Consider the following 17,002-nt stretch of genomic DNA (forward strand, 5'->3'; position numbering starts at 1 on the left):
ACGTCAATAAAAATATGTTGAGTGAAAATAAATTACAATTCGTTACCATCCGAAAAAACAACTAAACTATATAGATAATTCTTGTGACAGCTTGTACATCTCATCATTAATGGTATGTTCTTCGTTCAATGTCGTAATGATGTCATGATCTACTAAAGAATTATTTTTAATTCCTACCATTCTTCCAGCTTTTCCTTGCAGCAACAGATCTACCGCTTTTGCTCCTAGTCTGCTAGCTAAGACTCGATCTGAAGCAGTTGGTGATCCGCCACGCTGAATATGTCCCAATACGGTAACACGCGTATCAAGATCTGTTGCTTTTTCAATACGTTTACCATACTCAAAACCACTTCCAACACCTTCAGCGAGCACAATTATACTATGCTTCTTACCACGCTTATGCCCACGCCTTAGCTTTTCTATAACCATATTAAAATCTTCTTGTTTTTCAGGGATAAGAATACTCTCGGCACCATCTGCTAAGCCAGCCCAGAGTGCAAGATCTCCTGCATCTCTTCCCATCACTTCTATAATATATGTTCGTTCATGCGAAGTAGCTGTATCACGTATCTTATCAATAGCCTCGATGACAGTATTAAGTGCTGTATCGAAACCAATGGTAAAATCAGTTCCAGCAATGTCATTATCAATGGTTCCTGGCACACCTATACAAGGATAGCCTTTTTCGGTTAGTTTTTGAGCACCACGAAAACTACCGTCACCGCCTATAATGATTAATCCTTCAATTCCAAATTTCTCCAACTGCTTAATACCTTTTTGTTGCCCTTCCTCTGTTTTAAATTCTTGACTTCTTGCAGAATAAAGAATTGTACCACCACGATGAATAATATCACCTACTGAACCAATTTCCATTCGTTCAATATTACCTTCCATTAATCCTTGATAGCCATATTTAATACCGTAAACCTCTATATTATGATAAATGGCTTTTCGTACTACTGCTCGAATGGCTGCATTCATTCCTGGAGCATCTCCACCACTAGTCAATACACCAATTTTTTTCATAAATACAATTCACCTCTAGTCGAACTTTTTATCTATGTTTAATAATACCCTCTCTTAAAGATAATTGGAATTTAGTAAAATAGCAATTGAAAGCATGTAGAACATAGAGAATTTCATCAAAAACACGAAGATGAGGTTGACATAAAATGTCAACCTCTAAAAATAATGTACGCGCCTGATATGCTTAACACTTTACAAACTGCCTTGCAATCTTTAAAAGAAGAAAGAACAGCACTTGAGTTATAACAGATTATAATCACCGATCTGTTTATATTTTTGCCATCTATTCTCAAGCAATGTGTCTGCAGAGCATTTACTTAACGTATGCAACGATTGCTCTAATACCTCATCCAAATAAGCCGCTTGTTGGTCTAAATCTCGATGTGCTCCACCTTTAGGCTCAGGTACTATCTTATCAATCACTTGCAATTTCTTCAAATCATATGCGGTAATTTTCATTGATTCAGCTGCACGCTGAGCATATGCCGAATCTTTCCACAGGATGGATGCAGCTCCCTCCGGAGATATAACAGAGTACGTACTGTTTTCCAGCATATGTATCTCATCACCAACTCCTAAGGCAAGGGCACCACCGCTGCCTCCTTCGCCAATAACCACACATACGATGGGGACTCTTAAGCCTGCCATTTCCATTAGATTACGGGCTATCGCCTCACTTTGGCCTCTTTCTTCAGCAGCTTTTCCTGGATATGCACCCTTTGTATCTATAAAACAAATGATTGGTCGTCCGAACTTCTCTGCCTGCTTCATATGTCTTAATGCCTTACGGTAGCCTTCTGGATGTGGCATACCGAAATTTCTTCGTAAATTTTCTTTTGTATCTTTCCCACGTTGATGCCCTATAACAGTAACTGGATTATCTTTATAATATGCTATTCCAGCAATTATTGCCTCATCATCACCAAATAACCGATCTCCATGAAATTCAATAAAATCGGTGAACAGTTTATGAACATAGTCTAATGTAGTCGGACGCTCTGAATGTCTTGCAAGTTGGACTCGATCCCAGGGTTTTAAGTTTCCGTAAATATCATTTTCTAATACAGCTAGCCTTTTCTCTAATGTTGTAATTTCATCCGATAAATCAATCTCACTATCCTGTGTAAATCGCTTAAGTTCAGAGATTTTCTCTTTTAAATCAACGATGGGTTTCTCAAATTCTAAAACTTGTTTCACGCTTCTTCCCCACCTTTCTGATGAAACTTAAGCAACTTTGATAATAGTTCCTGCATTTCTTGACGGTGAACAACCTTATCGAGCTGTCCATGCTTTAATTGAAACTCAGCAGTCTGAAAATCTTCTGGTAATTTTTCCCTAATTGTTTGTTCAATAATTCGTCTACCTGCAAATCCGATTAACGCTCCAGGTTCTGCGATATTATAATCACCTATTGATGCAAAACTTGCAGATACTCCGCCAGTTGTAGGATGCGTCATGACAGAAACCATAAACCCACCTGCATCGCTAAAACGTTTCACGGCAATAGAAGTCTTTGTCATTTGCATTAAGCTTAATAAACCTTCCTGCATCCTCGCTCCACCAGATGCAGTAAATATAATAAAGGGCAGTCCTTCATTCTTTGCGTTTTCTAATGCTCTTGCAATTTTTTCACCGATTACAGATCCCATACTTCCCATTCGAAAAGTCGAATCCATGACAGCAAACGCTGTAGCTTGTCCTTCAATTGTACCTTTTCCTGTAACGACACCCTCATTTAAACCTGTTTTTTTACGATCTTTTACCACTTTTTCTTCATAACCAGGAAACTGAAGTGGGTTACTCGTAATAAGATCATTATCCCATTCTTCAAAGCTGTTTTCATCAAATAATGTATCGATACGATCCCAAGCTTGTAAGGGGTGATGATACCCACAATTTGGACAAACTTGTAAATTCTTATTCATTTCTTTTCGATAATATATTTTATGACATCCGTTACATTTTTGCATTAGCCCTTCTGGAACATCTGCTTTTGCTTGTTCGCTAGGAATGGATGCGTATTTTCTTCGCTTGCCAAAAAAATCCTTAAGCAAGGCAATTCCTCCTTTTTTCAACAAAACCATGGCATACGAGCAACAAAGCCTGGTGCCTTAAAGACAGCAAGAATGAAACCCTATAATATATAGTATAGCGAACTCAAATTAAAAAAATTGTCATAATCCGCCGTCTAAAAACCTTTATTTATCAGCTAAAGCGTCGAATAACGTTTCAATCGAATTAAAATTTCGTTCAACGTACAGCTGAATGAGTTCTTGATAAAATATGGAACTCGTATAAACATCCTCTACGGTGATAGCAAATTCATACATTAAACGCCATACCTTCGTAAATAACAAATTATCTGTTCTTTCAAAGATATAACTAAAAAAAGCAGCGTGCCTATCGTTTGGCTTTCGTTCATCACTAGTTATAATCGTTTTCAACGCTTTGATTTCTGTTTCATGTATCCTATCAAAAGCAAGTTTTGCTGCCTCTTTTTCTAATATTCGAATAGTAAGTAATAATTCAACCTTTATTTGATCTCCTTGTAATATAAAAGAAGAGAGCAATTCAACCGTCTGATAAGAACGATAAGCACTTAAATAAGTACCCTCACCATGCCGTGTCTCAATTAAACCTAGTAGTTCCATTGCGCGTAATGCCTCACGTATGGAAGACCTTCCGGCTTGGAGCTTTTCAGCAAGCTCTCTTTCCGAAGGAAGCTTGTCTCCTGGTTGTAAATTATTACTATTAATAAAGTGTCGAATCTCGGTTAATACACCGTGATATACTTTTTGTTTTGATGGCATGGACACAGCCATGACTCACTCCTTTTAACACATCATTTTTCATCAATCTGTGTTAATCTTCTCGTTTTCTCCGCTACGTCTTCTGGATCAACTTCTATTCTAGCCACACCTGATTCCATTGCGGCAAGTGCGACACTTTTGGCGACGATAGGCGCAACTCTAGCATCAAATGGAGCAGGAATTACATAGTCCTCATTTAACTCACTTTCTGAAATTAGCGAAGCAATAGCATTTGCTGCTGCAACCTTCATACGTTCGTTAATTCTAGTAGCTCGGACATCCAATGCACCACGAAAGATCCCAGGAAAGGCAAGTACATTATTAACTTGGTTCGGAAAGTCAGAACGGCCAGTCCCAATCACCTTTGCGCCAGCTTCCTTAGCCAACTCCGGCATGATTTCAGGATCAGGGTTTGCCATCGCAAATATAATCGAATCATCATTCATTTTCTCTACCATTTCCTTCGTTAGTGCACCACCTACGGATACACCAATAAATACGTCAGCACCATCAAGCATTTCTTCAAGACTACCTTCTTTTTTAGCCTGATTCGTATATTTTGCCACTTTTTCTTTCACGTCGTTCATACCATATGAACGTCCCTCAAATATGGCACCTCTAGAGTCACACATAACCATATCACGTACGCCAAAGCTATATAATAATTTAATAATTGCAATCCCAGCTGCTCCAGCTCCGTTTGCTACAACTTTAATATCCGAAAAAGACTTACCGACTAATTTAAGTGCATTGATTAATCCTGCAACAGTTACAATAGCAGTCCCATGCTGATCATCGTGGAATATAGGTATATTTGTTTCCTTTTTAAGACGCTCTTCAATGATAAAACAATTTGGTGCTGCTATATCCTCTAGATTCACTCCACCAAATGTAGGCTCCATCAGCTTTACAGCATTTACAATTTCTTCTACATTTTGGGTAGCCAAGCAAATAGGAAAGGAATCTACACCAGCAAAGCTTTTAAATAAGACAGACTTCCCTTCCATTACTGGAAGTGCTGCCTCTGGCCCAATATTTCCAAGTCCTAACACCGCTGAGCCATCACTGACAACCGCAACCATATTCCCCTTCATTGTATAATCATAAACCGTTTCCTTATGGTCATGAATTTCCTTACAAGGTTCAGCTACTCCAGGAGAATATGCTAGACTCAACTCCTTTGCATTGGTAACTGGTATCTTTGATTGTGTCGTTAGTTTACCTTTATTTACTTTATGCAAGTGCAACGCTTTATCTCTTAAGCTTGCCATCTTTACTAATCGCTCCCTTTCGCAGAAAAAATACTAATTACCTTCGATGCTTATAGTGGTCTGACCACCCTTAACCTCTCCATTATAACAGATGCTTCGTGTCTGTAAAGTAATGATTATTGTTTGTCTGAATCGAACACAACAGATTCTTTTCCAAAGTATGTTTCCAAGTTTTTGATGCTTTCTCTATTTGGATGAATGAAATATTCCTCAGAAAGCTGATATGTCCTTCTTGTATCTTCCTGAAAAATAATGATTGGCGTATTACCAGGGTTATAATTCGCTATTTGCTTGATCTTTTTTAATTCCGACTCACTACTATTCCCAGAAATTTTTATAAACAGCCTACCTGTTGTTAATTTGTATAGCACCTCCTCCGATAACAGCTCTACTGATGAGAGTAACCATTGTATTCGTTGATTTCGAGATTCTATTTTCCCTTCCATAATAACAAGCAACTCTTCCTTCAACCACCGATTAATTTGACGATATAAATCTGGGAAGACCACTGCCTCCATTTCACCTGTTTCATCTCCTAATGTAAGAAAAGCCATTGGGTCTCCACGCTTTGTCCGAATCGTTTTAATTTGTTGAATAACAGCCGCACTCTTTACGTTTCTTTTTCCAATTAACTTACGTGCATGTGCTAGCCTTATATAGCCACTTCGCTGTAACTGTTTTCTGTACGAAGTTAATGGATGATCAGAGACATAGATACCTAGTAATTCTTTTTCATCTGCTAGCTTTTTTATTTGCGTAAAGTCTTCAATTAGTACATACTCACCTTCTAATTCTATTTGATCATCGAATAAACGAGGCTGTCCTTGAAACTCTTTAAAGAGCTCACCTTGTTCTATTGCTTGATCAATAGTTGCCATCAAGCTAGCTCGGTTGCCATGGAATTCATCCATTGCGCCTGACATAACCAAAAGTTCAATTGTTTGTCTGTTCACTGTCTTTAATGAAATACGTAAACAAAAATCAAAAAGATTCTTAAATGGACGTTCTTTGCGGGCTTGGACAATCTCATGTACTACTTGCTTCCCAATACCTTTGATTTGAAGAAGGCCTATGCGAATACAATCCCCTTCTACCGAATAACGCCCGTAGCTTTTATTGATAGATGGTGGTAACAGCGTTAATTGTAACTCCTTCATTTCCCTTACATACGTTTGTAGTTTGTCATGTTGATTAACGGAAGAGCTTAAGAGTTCAGCAAAAAAAGCAGCAGGAAAATGTGTTTTTAAATAAGCTAATTGATAAGTTATTTTACTATATGCTACTGCATGACTGCGATTAAATCCATAATTAGAAAATTTAACAATCCAAGCGAATAGCTCTTCAGCAACAGATAGATCATAGCCATTTCCAATACAGCCATCAATGAATTTCCCTTTTTGTTCCTCCATTACCGATTCCTGTTTTTTACTTACTGCTCTACGTAATATATCAGCTTCCCCTAGAGAAAAACCAGCAATCTTACTAGCAATTTGCATAATTTGCTCTTGATAAACAAGGACTCCGTAAGTTTTAACCAAAATGGAAGCAAGATCAGGATGTGGATAAACAATAGCTTCTTGCTGATGTTTTCGTTTTATATATGTCGGAATATATTCCATCGGACCAGGCCGATATAGTGCGTTAACAGCTACGATATCCTCAAATGTTGATGGTTGTAATTCGCGAAGTACTTGTTTCATCCCTTGGGATTCAAGCTGAAATACACCATTGGTTTTCCCCTCTTTAAGCAAAGCAAATGTTTCCTGATCATCAGCAGGGATTTCGTTCAGATGAATTGTTTTATTTTTCGAGTAATTTATCGTTCTATTAACACGCTCCATTAATGTTAAATTTCGTAGCCCTAGTAAATCAATTTTTAATAATCCTATATCCTCTAAATCATTCATTGGAAATTGAGTTAGCCAGATATCTGACCCGCTTGTTGCTAAAGGAATATACTCTACAAGCGGATCCTGTGTTATGACAATTCCAGCAGCATGTGTCGAAATATGCCTAGGAATTCCCTCTAATGTTGTTGCAACGGTAAACAGCACTTTTAATTGTTCAGATCCCTTTACATACTCTTTTAATTCCTTTGATTCGTTAACAATGTGAACAATACTTTTCTTTGACTGAACTGGAATATGTCGCAAAATGAAGGATGCATCCTGTTGATTGATATCCATTGTCTTTATGAGCTCCCTCAGCAATGAACGAGCTGCATAGGTTCCAAATGTTATGATCTGAGCCACATGATCATGCCCGTATTTCTCACGAATGTACATCAACACTTCGTCGCGTCTAGTATCAGAAAAATCTATATCGATATCCGGCATGGTCATGCGCTCTGGATTTAGAAAACGTTCAAATAGAAGGTCATATTCTATCGGATCTATCTCCGTAATCCCCAGAATATAAGCGACTAATGAGCCTGCAGCAGATCCCCTACCTGGTCCAACAAAAATATTATTTTGTTTAGCGAAACGAATGAAATCTGCCACAATAAGAAAATAATCACTAAACTGCATAGATTCAATGACACGTAGTTCATAGGTTAACCGACTACGTAGTTCATCTGTTAGCAAGGTATATTTAGAGTTTACTGCCTTCCAGCATAACTTTTCTAAAAACTCATGTGCATCCTCATTCCCATTTGGAAGTGGAAAAGATGGAAGATGACGTTGATTAAATTGAAAGTTAACGTCACATTTGGCTTTTATGTTTTCCGTTTCTGTCAATACTTCTGGCCAGGAAATAAATATATGATCCATCTCTACTTTAGAACGAAGATGATGATGCTGAAGATGCGTACTTATTTGTTTTCCATTCCACTTTTCATTCATTTTCATCGCTTGTAAGCAATCAAAGGCAATGGCTTCTTTCTCCTCTAAATAGCGAACATCATTTAATGCAACTACAGGAATGGAGTATTGATCCTTGAACTCCATTCCTTTTTGAATCAGTACCGTGTCTATTTCAGTGCGACTAGCTTCGATGCCAAGATAGAAATCTCCTTGCTTAAACAAGTTCATAAATCCTGATAAAAGTGTATGAATATCCTCATATAGGTTTGATGATAGTATTTTTGCTATAGAGGAATGATTAATCGAAAGAATACCAACGCAGTCCGCCACATAAGGAGATAGCTCATTTATAGTAATACCTCCTTCTCCATTTTTCTGAATGTGTGTACTTAGCTTAGCTAAGTTCTGATAACCGTGATTATTTTTAGCTAATAATGTTACTTGTTCTTTATCATTATTTTTCTCGCCTCTCACTGTGATAATCATCCCTATGATAGGCTTGATCCCATACGCTTTGCATTGCCTATAAAAATCAATTGCTCCGTACAGCACCTGATAATCCGTAAGTGCTAAAGCATCATACTCTAACTCAATAGCTTTTTTCACTAATTTTTCGATTGTAATCGTACTGTCCAGCAAACTATAGCTGCTACGTACTTGTAAATGTGTAAACGACATCGTATCCCGTCCTTTAAAATCTCTACTTCTTATTATACCAATCTAGATAGAACATGCATACGGAAAAGCTGATTCAAAAGCATAACCTGTCCTTATTAATCATACAATGGAACTAACATGGCTCACGAGGAGTGCGTTCTTATGGAAGAACGATTTTTTGAGACGTTTATACATTGTTACTTTATTGCTTTTGGTGTCATAATTGGTGGATCAATTATTGGAAGTATCGGTGCATTTGTCACTGGAGATGCACCAATATATGATATTGGTCGAATTGCTAACCGTTTACGTATTTGGGCAATAGTAGCTGCGATTGGTGGAACCTTTGATGCAATTGCGAATTTTGAAAAGGGTATCTATGATGGATCAACCATGGATTTAGTAAAACAGGCATTATTTATTCTTTCCGCAATGGGTGGCGTGAAAACAGCGATACTTTTGTTAAATTGGCTTATTCAGGAGGAAATTAATTGATGCATATCCCTCCTTATCATAAAAAAGTAACTTGGCAGCGTTTTTTTGTTGGAGTAATGATCGGTGGTGTAATTGCCTACTGTACCCTTCTTTATATGTATGGATCGATGTATGAATCATTACTTGAGGAAAACAATCAATTTCGCAGTAAAATAAATGATTTACAAAATCAAAACGAATCCTTATTAGAAGATAACGATGAGTTAAGCGAAAAATCGCAGAAGGCGGTAACTATTGAGTCCGTATCGTTAACCATTGAAAATACAGATGAGTTGCCTTTGGATCGACTTATTATTGATAATTTAGAAGAGATGGTAAAAACCGAGTTAAAACATATTTACGGAAAGGATCTTTCTCTTATCGCAGAAAGTGAAAAATTACTTGTATCCACCATTGAAAACAAAGCCTATACTGTAGACGAGTTTACCTACAACTTTACAATAACAAAGCTAGTTATATCCAAACATATTAAAATAACCGTTAAAGCAGATCTTGCTAACTAATGTGAACGTTTTATGAAATATTTGAAAATTTATGGTAATATCGTTATTTTTTGTTTAAAATAAAAATAAGAAAAGAACATTTGCGATTAACTTTCATATACTGCTTAAGATGAAAGGAGTGGATTTTCATGTTGGTAATGAATCATAGACGGATGCGTGATGAAAAAATAGCTCGACTAAAAGAGGGCCATTCCGCTTATGCTGAATCACATGAGCTCATTCGCTTAATAAAACGTGATATTGAGAAGGAACACTTGGACGTCATTTATGACAACACAAATTCAGGTTGCTGGTTTATCCCGAACTCCAATAGAAAAAGTAGTTAATTACTTACGATGAATAAACGAGCCGGTACTTTCGGCTCGTTTTTTATGCGTTATTATATGTTACACATATTTCATCTAATTCACGTACTAGTCTATCCGCTTCCTCCCACGTACTTACAGAAGCGCCCGATGCCATGGGATGACCTCCACCATTAAATTTAGCGGCTAACTCATTAATAACAGGTCCCTTCGACCGCAAGCGAACTCGGATGATCTCATCCTCTTCAATAAATATTACCCATGCACAAATTCCTTCAACATCTCCTAAAGCTGTTACCAATTGACCTGTATCGGTTGGTTGTACTTGAAATTCTTCTAAAATTTGTTTTGTTAGCTTAACAGAAGACATACCTGATGGAGATAATGTAAAGTTTTGCAAAATATAGCCACGTAACTTCGCTATATTCGCTTTCACATTATATATTCCATCATATAATGCTGTGCGATCAAATGAATAGGTTACTAGTTCTGCAGCATATTGGAACGTTTTTTTCGATGTGCTCGGATATAAAAATCTACCCGTGTCTCCTACTATGCCTGCATAAAGAAGACGTGCTGCTTCATGATTACATGAAAAGCCATGATTCTTTGCTTGTATAAAAAATTCATAGATCATTTCACTTGTAGAGCTAGCCCCAATATTTATCCACTGTATATCACCGTATTCATCCGTATTGGGGTGATGATCAATTTTAATCCATTTACTACCTAATTGATAACGTTCATCAGATATTCGCTCCGTATTTGCTGTGTCACATACAATAACAAGTGCGCCTCGATATTGCTCATCAGAAATAGTATCCATTCTTGCTAAAAAAGTTAATGTATCCTCTTCTTCACCAACAGCATAGACATTTTTTTCTGGAAATGAATGCTTAATAAGTGCTTTTAATCCTACTTGTGATCCAATGGCGTCTGGATCTGGGCGAACGTGTCGATGAATAATGATTGTATTATACTGTTTTATTGCTTCAATTATTTCCTGCAAAATATCACCTTTTTCGTAGCTTTTATTCTCTCATTGTAGCTAAAATTTAAGAAAAACGTTACAATTAATTTTGTGGATAATGGTAATTTAGATTAGGGGCGATTACATATGTTTATATTTTCTATATTTATTGTAATATCTATTGTACTTTATGTATATTATAAAGTTGCTATTGTAAAAAGCAAGGATGGTCTAACACAGGCATACTTCAATGCTAAATCCAGAATATGTCTTGGTAGTTTTGTGCTTTTCTTCACGGCTAATCAATATATTCTTTACCAAACAAAGCTATCATTATTTATAGGTATAGTTCTCCTCATCGTCGGAGTTCCACAGATTTATCGAGGTATAAAAGAAGTAAAACACTATCGAAATGAATGGAAGAGATTAAATCCATCCTAAACAAATAAAAGCGCAAGCGCGAATAGAAACGTAGCGACTGGAGAGAGTCAACGGAGATAAAGGAATCACGGTTAGCTTTCGAGCCAATGATAACTTAGATTAGGGCGATTCATGAAGTCGCCTAGTTTCTGGGCACTGGAGCTGGACGTGGCTCAACACGCCCGTATTTATCCATAGGCTCAAATTTTATAATTGACTTATAAAGCTACCGGAGTGAGTGCTTCTTATCCATTAAGCACTCCCCCCAGTAGCTTTATTCCTTCAGTCCCTACTGATCAACACAAACCTCATTAACCGTTTATTACTGATAGATTAATTAACGGTTAATGAGCTGAGCCATCAGCAATCCTTTACCAACTAGTTTTCTCTCGTCAAATACTTCCACATCAATTTTTGCATACATCCTACCGATTTCAAGCAGCTTCGGTTTTATTTTCAATGTGCTGTCAATTTGTACTGGCTTAATAAAATACACGGACAGATTTTCCGCTACAAGATCACCTTTTTTATACTGAAGAAGCATTCTCCTACTCGCTTCTGTTATTAATGATGTAAATACTCCATTTGATAATGTTCCAAGTTGATTCGTCATCTGTGGTGCAACGGTTGTTAAATAGGTATCCTTCTGATTGTCCGCTTCTCGCAAATTACGAGAAACAATATCATCTATTGTCTCACCAACCTGAGGCTGCCTTTGTATTTGTTGTAATGCTTTTAATACATCCTGTCGAGAAATGACTCCTTGTAAATGATTGGATTCATCTGCTACTGGCATTACTTCTATACCTTCCCAAACCATCATGTGGGCCACAGAAGCTAAAGAAGTCTTTGTCTGAACAATCTTCGGATGCCTACTCATTACTTTTTCGATAGTTGTCTGATTCTCTTTCCCAATGATATCTTTTGAAGTAGCCATACCAATAACACGTTTTTTTTCATCAACTACCGGAAAACGAGTATGTGTCGATCTATGATTAAGTTCATACCAATCATGTATGGTGTCCTTTGCACGTAAATAAAACGATCGTTCAAATGGAGTAAAAATATCGCCCACTAATACGATTTCTTTTTTTATTAATTGATCATAAATCGCTCTATTTATCATCGCAGCCACTGTAAACGTATCATAACTAGTAGAAATAATTGGAAGCTGTCTTTCATCAGCTAACCGCTTAATATAGTCCTCCGTATCAAACCCACCAGTTATAAGTACTGCCGCACCCTCTTTCAAAGCTAATTCATGCGCTTTAATACGATTTCCTACGATCAGTAAAGATCCTGCCTCAGTATAACGCATCATCGCATCAAGTTGCATAGCTCCAATTACAAATTTCGATAATGTCTTATGAAGCCCTTCTCTACCACCTAGAACCTGTCCATCTACAATATTGATTACCTCTGCAAACGTAAGGCGCTCGAAGTTTTCTTTTTTCTTCCGTTCAATACGAATTGTACCTACACGTTCGATTGTGCTTACAAGTCCTTGATTTTCAGCTTCTTTAATCGCTCGATATGCTGTGCCATCACTTACATTTAAATCCTTAGCGATTTGTCTTACCGATATCTTATGACCAATTTCCAATGATATAATATGCTGAATTATTTGCTCATGTTTACTCGCCATTGGTACATACACCATCTTTCAACTGTACTAATGAATTATTTACCATTTATTATACAGTTGAAAGAGCTGAAACTCAATAATTATAGGTTTGACGCTGTCTTTCCTTTTGCTGTTCCATAATTGGTGGTTGAATCATTTGTAAAAGTGAAGCAATATTTGCTCCAACAATTAATAAGAAAAAAATTAACCATCCACCCCAAAAAGCAAGTTCAATCGGCGTAACAGCATACGGTATAGAGGGCCACGCCATGTATAAGAAGAAACCTGCAAGCAATAATCGTAGTACTGCATAATGTCTCACCATTATTGTCTACCTCCTTGGTAACAATGTATGAAAGAATCCATGCATTAAGAACTTACACGGTTCTTCTATTCATCATATTGTCCATAATAAAGTGAGCGTTCATTTAGTAGGGGGGTTATACCACCAATAGTGGTTTCACCTTATTACTTGAAGTGGGTTTTACTGCCAATTATATATGGGATAAAACAGATCTAAATAGCAATATTCATAACTACCAGTATCTAAAGGTATCTAAAATACCAATCGATAATAGCATCTCCATAAAAATAGGTAATTAAAGTCGCAATTACTATATATGGTCCAAATGCTACAGGCTGCTTACGTTGAATTTTTTTGATTACTAGTAACAACATTCCAAAGACAGCCCCAACTACACAAGATAGAAAAAAGCAAAGCAATAGTTTCTCATACCCCAATACAATACCTAGTACACCGAAAAGTTTCATATCCCCTGCTCCCATACCACCACGACTAATTAAAATGATGAACATAGTGATACATACACCCAATAGTCCTCCAAGTAATGGCGACCACCATGGCGTTAATGGATAGATAATTCGCAGTATAAAAAATAGCGGAAGAAAGAATAGCAATAACTTATTAGGTATGACCATATATGTTAAGTCGGAAACTGTAATGATCATCAGCATGGAAACTAATAGCAATGCTATAATTAGCTCGCTATTCCAACCTAACATCAAATAACTATATACAAATAATAATCCAGTAGAGATTTCAATCAATGGATAGAGATAGGATATACGGTTACTACATTTACTACATCTACCTTTTAAACACAAGAAGGATAAAATGGGTATTAGCTCATACCAGTGAAGCTGATGACTACAATATATACAATTAGAACGGTTCATGATAAACGATAATTGTTTAGGTAATCGCAATCCTACTACATTATAAAAAGATCCAAACAGTAAACCAACTAGAAAAAATAACGAGAGCGTAAAAGTGTTCAATCGGATTTCACCTTATTTCTACTTGAATATCTTTTAATAAAATAAAATATAGCTTTTTCAGAGAGACGGGATAAAGTGTTTTGAATGGATCGTTTTTAATAGTGTCCCAACCCCAATATACGTTTGCCACTTTATCTATTTCTGCTACGACATATGCTACTTTATGCCTAAATTATAGTATAAAAAGATGGAAATAACTAGTAGCAAAAAGGGAATATTTGCATGCTTCTACAGCAAGGGGCTGGCAAGAAAAAAGTTAACCCAAAAGCCGAACGATAAAACGATAAAATAAAATGAAACTTCAATCAGCGTGCGATGTAACGCTGCCGATTCCCTTATCCTATCGGTAAAAAAGCGCGAGCTGAAGATCGTGCAAGAAAGTGGTCCTTAGGAGCCGCGTCACGGAAGGCGAAGTATTTTATAGAGGGTGATAGAACCTGTTTGACGTAAACAAATCATCCGAACTGAATCCGTTCGGATGATGATGTGAATAAGATACTTTTTTCTCAGTCTAAACGATTATAATTGCAACGCATCGCCAATCTCCATTACTTTTCCTTCTCCCGATTTAATTTGACTGATGAACTTGTGCGGGTCCTGTTCAATGACAGGAAAGGTATTATAATGTATAGGAACCGTTACATCTGCATGAATCCATTCCGAGGCAATTAGCGCATCTTCGGGCCCCATTGTAAAATTATCCCCGATTGGAACAAACGCAATATCAATATTATTCATATCACCTATTAATTTTAAATCTGAAAATAAACCAGTATCTCCAACATGGTAGATCGTTTTCTCATTCACCGTTAGAAGGATTCCTGCTGGCATACCAGTGTATACAATTGAACCATCATCCTCTGTAAACGCCGAGCCATGAAAGGCCTGGGTGAGCTTGACTGTACCAAAATCAAATTCATGCTTCCCACCTATATGCATCGGATGTACACGTAATCCTTTTGAACCCATATAGTCTGCTAATTCATTAGGAGCAACGATTAAAGCGTTTGTCCGCTTTGCAATATCTATCGTATCACCAACATGGTCATTATGACCATGTGTCAACAGGATAACATCTGGATTTACTGAGTTTGCATCCAAATCACATTTTTCATTTCCAGTAATAAAGGGATCAATTAAAATCTGATGTGTATCCGTTTTAACCATTACTACTGAATGTCCATGATAAGAAATTTGCACGATTACCACTCCTCTGATAAAACATTATACTATCTATCTTAAACAAGCATTCTTATTTTTTCTACCCGAAATTAGTTATTTTCATGCTAGTTATTCGTATTTTTTTATCCCACCTATAACTGGCAATAATATCCCCGCTTCAATCATTAAAGTAAAACCAATATGGATAAGCGGGGCATACCCTTGTGGTGCTAACAATCCGCAGGGATAAACACCCCCCACGGATTGAAGTTTCACTTTATATTGTCTGTTCAATCTATGTATATATTATCAGCTTTCTTATCACAGTAATAGTTTTGGAAACAAATATTAAAAATACGTTGCCATCAACTTGTCGTTAATGCCATCCATTTTAATTCCATACACTATTTTTGCTATAATAAAAATATTACATATAAAAGAGGTGTACAAAGAAATGGCAGAAAGAATTCAAGCATTACTAAAAAGCATGAAAAAACAGAATATCGATAGTATGTTTATTACATCTAAGGCGAATGTATACTATATTACTAATTACTATACAGAACCACATGAAAGGCTAGTGGCTGTCTACATTAGTAATCATTTTGATCCATTATTAATTATTCCGGCAATGGAAGAAGAGGATGCAAAAGCAGCTGGATGGCGTTATCAAATAATCACCTATCATGATCATGAAAATCCTTGGGAGATGTTTTACCAGAAATTAAAAACGAATGAACATATTCCAAATACAATTGGTGTCGAGCATACAAATCTAACATTAGATCGATATCAACTGATGCAGCAACTCTTTTCAAATACACGTATTGTAAATGGTGAAGAACTATTAGCAAACCTACGTGTCATTAAAAGTGAGAAGGAATATAATTTATTAAAACATGCTGCTGAATTAGCTGACTTTGGAATAAAGACTGGGATAGCGGCAATTCAGGAAGGCGTAGGTGAACTCGAAGTAATTGCTAAAATTGAGTATGAGCTTAAAAAACAAGGAATTCAGGAAATGTCCTTCTCTACAATGACACTTTCTGGTACAAAGACCGCTTCACCGCATGGGACACCTTCCATGAAAAAGATAAAATCAGGTGATATCGTATTATTTGATCTTGGGGTAGTGTATGAGGGCTATTGTTCAGATATATCCAGAACAGTAGCATTTAAATCAATAACCGAGCAACAAAAAAAGATATACAATACCGTTTTAGAGGCGGAACAAAAAGCGATAGCTGCATCTAAGATTGGTGTAGCAACTGGTAAATTAGACCAAATAGCAAGAAATCATATTGCAGATGCAGGCTTTGGTGAATACTTCACACATCGCATTGGACATGGATTAGGAATTGAAACACATGAGTATCCTTCTATGCATAGCAACAATGATCTACCGTTACAAGCAGGAATGTGCTATACCATTGAGCCAGGTATTTATGTACCAGGGGTTGCCGGTGTTCGGATCGAAGACATGATTTATATGACAGAACAAGGGCCAGAAGTTTTAACTACATCTCCAAAAGAATTAATGATTTTGGAATAACTTAGCATGCGTATAAGTTTAGTAATTTTTAGATTAACCTAAACCGGCTCCATATTCATATTTATTGAAAAAGGGCTTTCTTCCAAATTCTACGTTAGATTTTGG

Annotated in this window: 16 protein-coding genes; 5 read left to right on the plus strand and 11 right to left on the minus strand. The window is 36.7% G+C overall.

The genetic code is table 11. From position 1 onward, the window contains the following. Window positions 1-66: 66 nt before the first annotated feature. The 6 genes from pfkA to dnaE all read right to left on the minus strand — a co-directional run bounded on the left by pfkA (window position 67) and on the right by dnaE (window position 8,589). Window positions 67-1,026 (minus strand): 6-phosphofructokinase, encoded by a 960-nt coding sequence (pfkA, locus tag RVS70_RS08585; RefSeq protein WP_026681423.1) that lies wholly within the window; start codon window positions 1,024-1,026, stop codon window positions 67-69. 240 nt (window positions 1,027-1,266) lie between these two features. Further along, window positions 1,267-2,223 (minus strand): acetyl-CoA carboxylase carboxyl transferase subunit alpha, encoded by a 957-nt coding sequence (gene accA, locus RVS70_RS08590; RefSeq protein WP_026681424.1) that lies wholly within the window; start codon window positions 2,221-2,223, stop codon window positions 1,267-1,269. Next, window positions 2,220-3,080 (minus strand): acetyl-CoA carboxylase, carboxyltransferase subunit beta, encoded by an 861-nt coding sequence (gene accD / locus RVS70_RS08595; protein ID WP_026681425.1) that lies wholly within the window; start codon window positions 3,078-3,080, stop codon window positions 2,220-2,222. Before accD ends, accA begins: the two co-directional genes overlap by 4 nt. Before the next feature lie 144 nt (window positions 3,081-3,224). Next, window positions 3,225-3,848, minus strand: coding sequence for a FadR/GntR family transcriptional regulator (locus tag RVS70_RS08600; protein WP_321132877.1), 624 nt, complete (start codon window positions 3,846-3,848; stop codon window positions 3,225-3,227). Between the two features lie 20 nt (window positions 3,849-3,868). Next, window positions 3,869-5,107: an NADP-dependent malic enzyme gene (locus RVS70_RS08605; RefSeq protein WP_205388702.1), complete on the minus strand. Its 1,239-nt coding sequence runs from the start codon at window positions 5,105-5,107 to the stop codon at window positions 3,869-3,871. A gap of 116 nt (window positions 5,108-5,223) precedes the next feature. Continuing rightward, window positions 5,224-8,589 carry a DNA polymerase III subunit alpha gene (dnaE, locus tag RVS70_RS08610; RefSeq protein ID WP_321132879.1) on the minus strand — a complete coding sequence of 1,122 codons (3,366 nt, stop codon included), beginning with the start codon at window positions 8,587-8,589 and terminating at the stop codon, window positions 5,224-5,226. A 141-nt stretch (window positions 8,590-8,730) separates the two neighbouring features. Between dnaE and RVS70_RS08615 the strand changes: the two genes are divergently transcribed. The 3 genes from RVS70_RS08615 to RVS70_RS08625 all read left to right on the plus strand — a co-directional run bounded on the left by RVS70_RS08615 (window position 8,731) and on the right by RVS70_RS08625 (window position 9,892). After that, entirely contained in the window at window positions 8,731-9,063 is a 333-nt protein-coding gene (locus RVS70_RS08615) for a YtrH family sporulation protein (RefSeq protein ID WP_026681429.1), read from the plus strand. Further along, a complete protein-coding gene (ytrI, locus tag RVS70_RS08620; protein ID WP_026681430.1) occupies window positions 9,063-9,566 on the plus strand; it encodes a sporulation membrane protein YtrI in 504 nt (167 codons plus the stop codon). Before RVS70_RS08615 ends, ytrI begins: the two co-directional genes overlap by 1 nt. A gap of 128 nt (window positions 9,567-9,694) precedes the next feature. Then, window positions 9,695-9,892: a hypothetical protein gene (locus RVS70_RS08625; RefSeq protein ID WP_026681431.1), complete on the plus strand. Its 198-nt coding sequence runs from the start codon at window positions 9,695-9,697 to the stop codon at window positions 9,890-9,892. Between the two features lie 43 nt (window positions 9,893-9,935). Here RVS70_RS08625 and RVS70_RS08630 read toward each other — a convergent pair whose 3' ends face one another. Then, window positions 9,936-10,883: a DHH family phosphoesterase gene (locus tag RVS70_RS08630; RefSeq protein ID WP_026681432.1), complete on the minus strand. Its 948-nt coding sequence runs from the start codon at window positions 10,881-10,883 to the stop codon at window positions 9,936-9,938. A 105-nt stretch (window positions 10,884-10,988) separates the two neighbouring features. Between RVS70_RS08630 and RVS70_RS08635 the strand changes: the two genes are divergently transcribed. Beyond that, window positions 10,989-11,282, plus strand: a complete 294-nt coding sequence (locus tag RVS70_RS08635; RefSeq protein ID WP_026681433.1) for a YtpI family protein — start codon at window positions 10,989-10,991, stop codon at window positions 11,280-11,282. Between the two features lie 316 nt (window positions 11,283-11,598). Here RVS70_RS08635 and RVS70_RS08640 read toward each other — a convergent pair whose 3' ends face one another. The 4 genes from RVS70_RS08640 to RVS70_RS08655 form a co-directional block, all read right to left on the minus strand. Beyond that, window positions 11,599-12,906, minus strand: a complete 1,308-nt coding sequence (locus RVS70_RS08640; RefSeq protein WP_026681434.1) for a DRTGG domain-containing protein — start codon at window positions 12,904-12,906, stop codon at window positions 11,599-11,601. A 73-nt stretch (window positions 12,907-12,979) separates the two neighbouring features. Next, window positions 12,980-13,210, minus strand: a complete 231-nt coding sequence (locus RVS70_RS08645; RefSeq protein ID WP_226983527.1) for a hypothetical protein — start codon at window positions 13,208-13,210, stop codon at window positions 12,980-12,982. 221 nt (window positions 13,211-13,431) lie between these two features. Beyond that, the gene (locus tag RVS70_RS08650) at window positions 13,432-14,184 is read right to left on the minus strand and encodes a prepilin peptidase (RefSeq protein ID WP_321132883.1); all 753 of its coding nucleotides are present in this window, start codon (window positions 14,182-14,184) and stop codon (window positions 13,432-13,434) included. Window positions 14,185-14,703: 519 nt separating this feature from the next. After that, window positions 14,704-15,384, minus strand: a complete 681-nt coding sequence (locus RVS70_RS08655; RefSeq protein ID WP_121605482.1) for a metal-dependent hydrolase — start codon at window positions 15,382-15,384, stop codon at window positions 14,704-14,706. Between the two features lie 415 nt (window positions 15,385-15,799). Here RVS70_RS08655 and RVS70_RS08660 point away from each other — a divergent pair, with 415 nt between their 5' ends. Beyond that, the gene (locus RVS70_RS08660) at window positions 15,800-16,897 is read left to right on the plus strand and encodes a M24 family metallopeptidase (RefSeq protein WP_026681438.1); all 1,098 of its coding nucleotides are present in this window, start codon (window positions 15,800-15,802) and stop codon (window positions 16,895-16,897) included. The last annotated feature ends 105 nt before the right edge of the window (window positions 16,898-17,002 follow it).

This window comes from Virgibacillus sp. M23 (assembly GCF_034190895.1).
Classification (GTDB): Bacteria; Bacillota; Bacilli; order Bacillales; family Amphibacillaceae; genus Virgibacillus; species Virgibacillus salarius.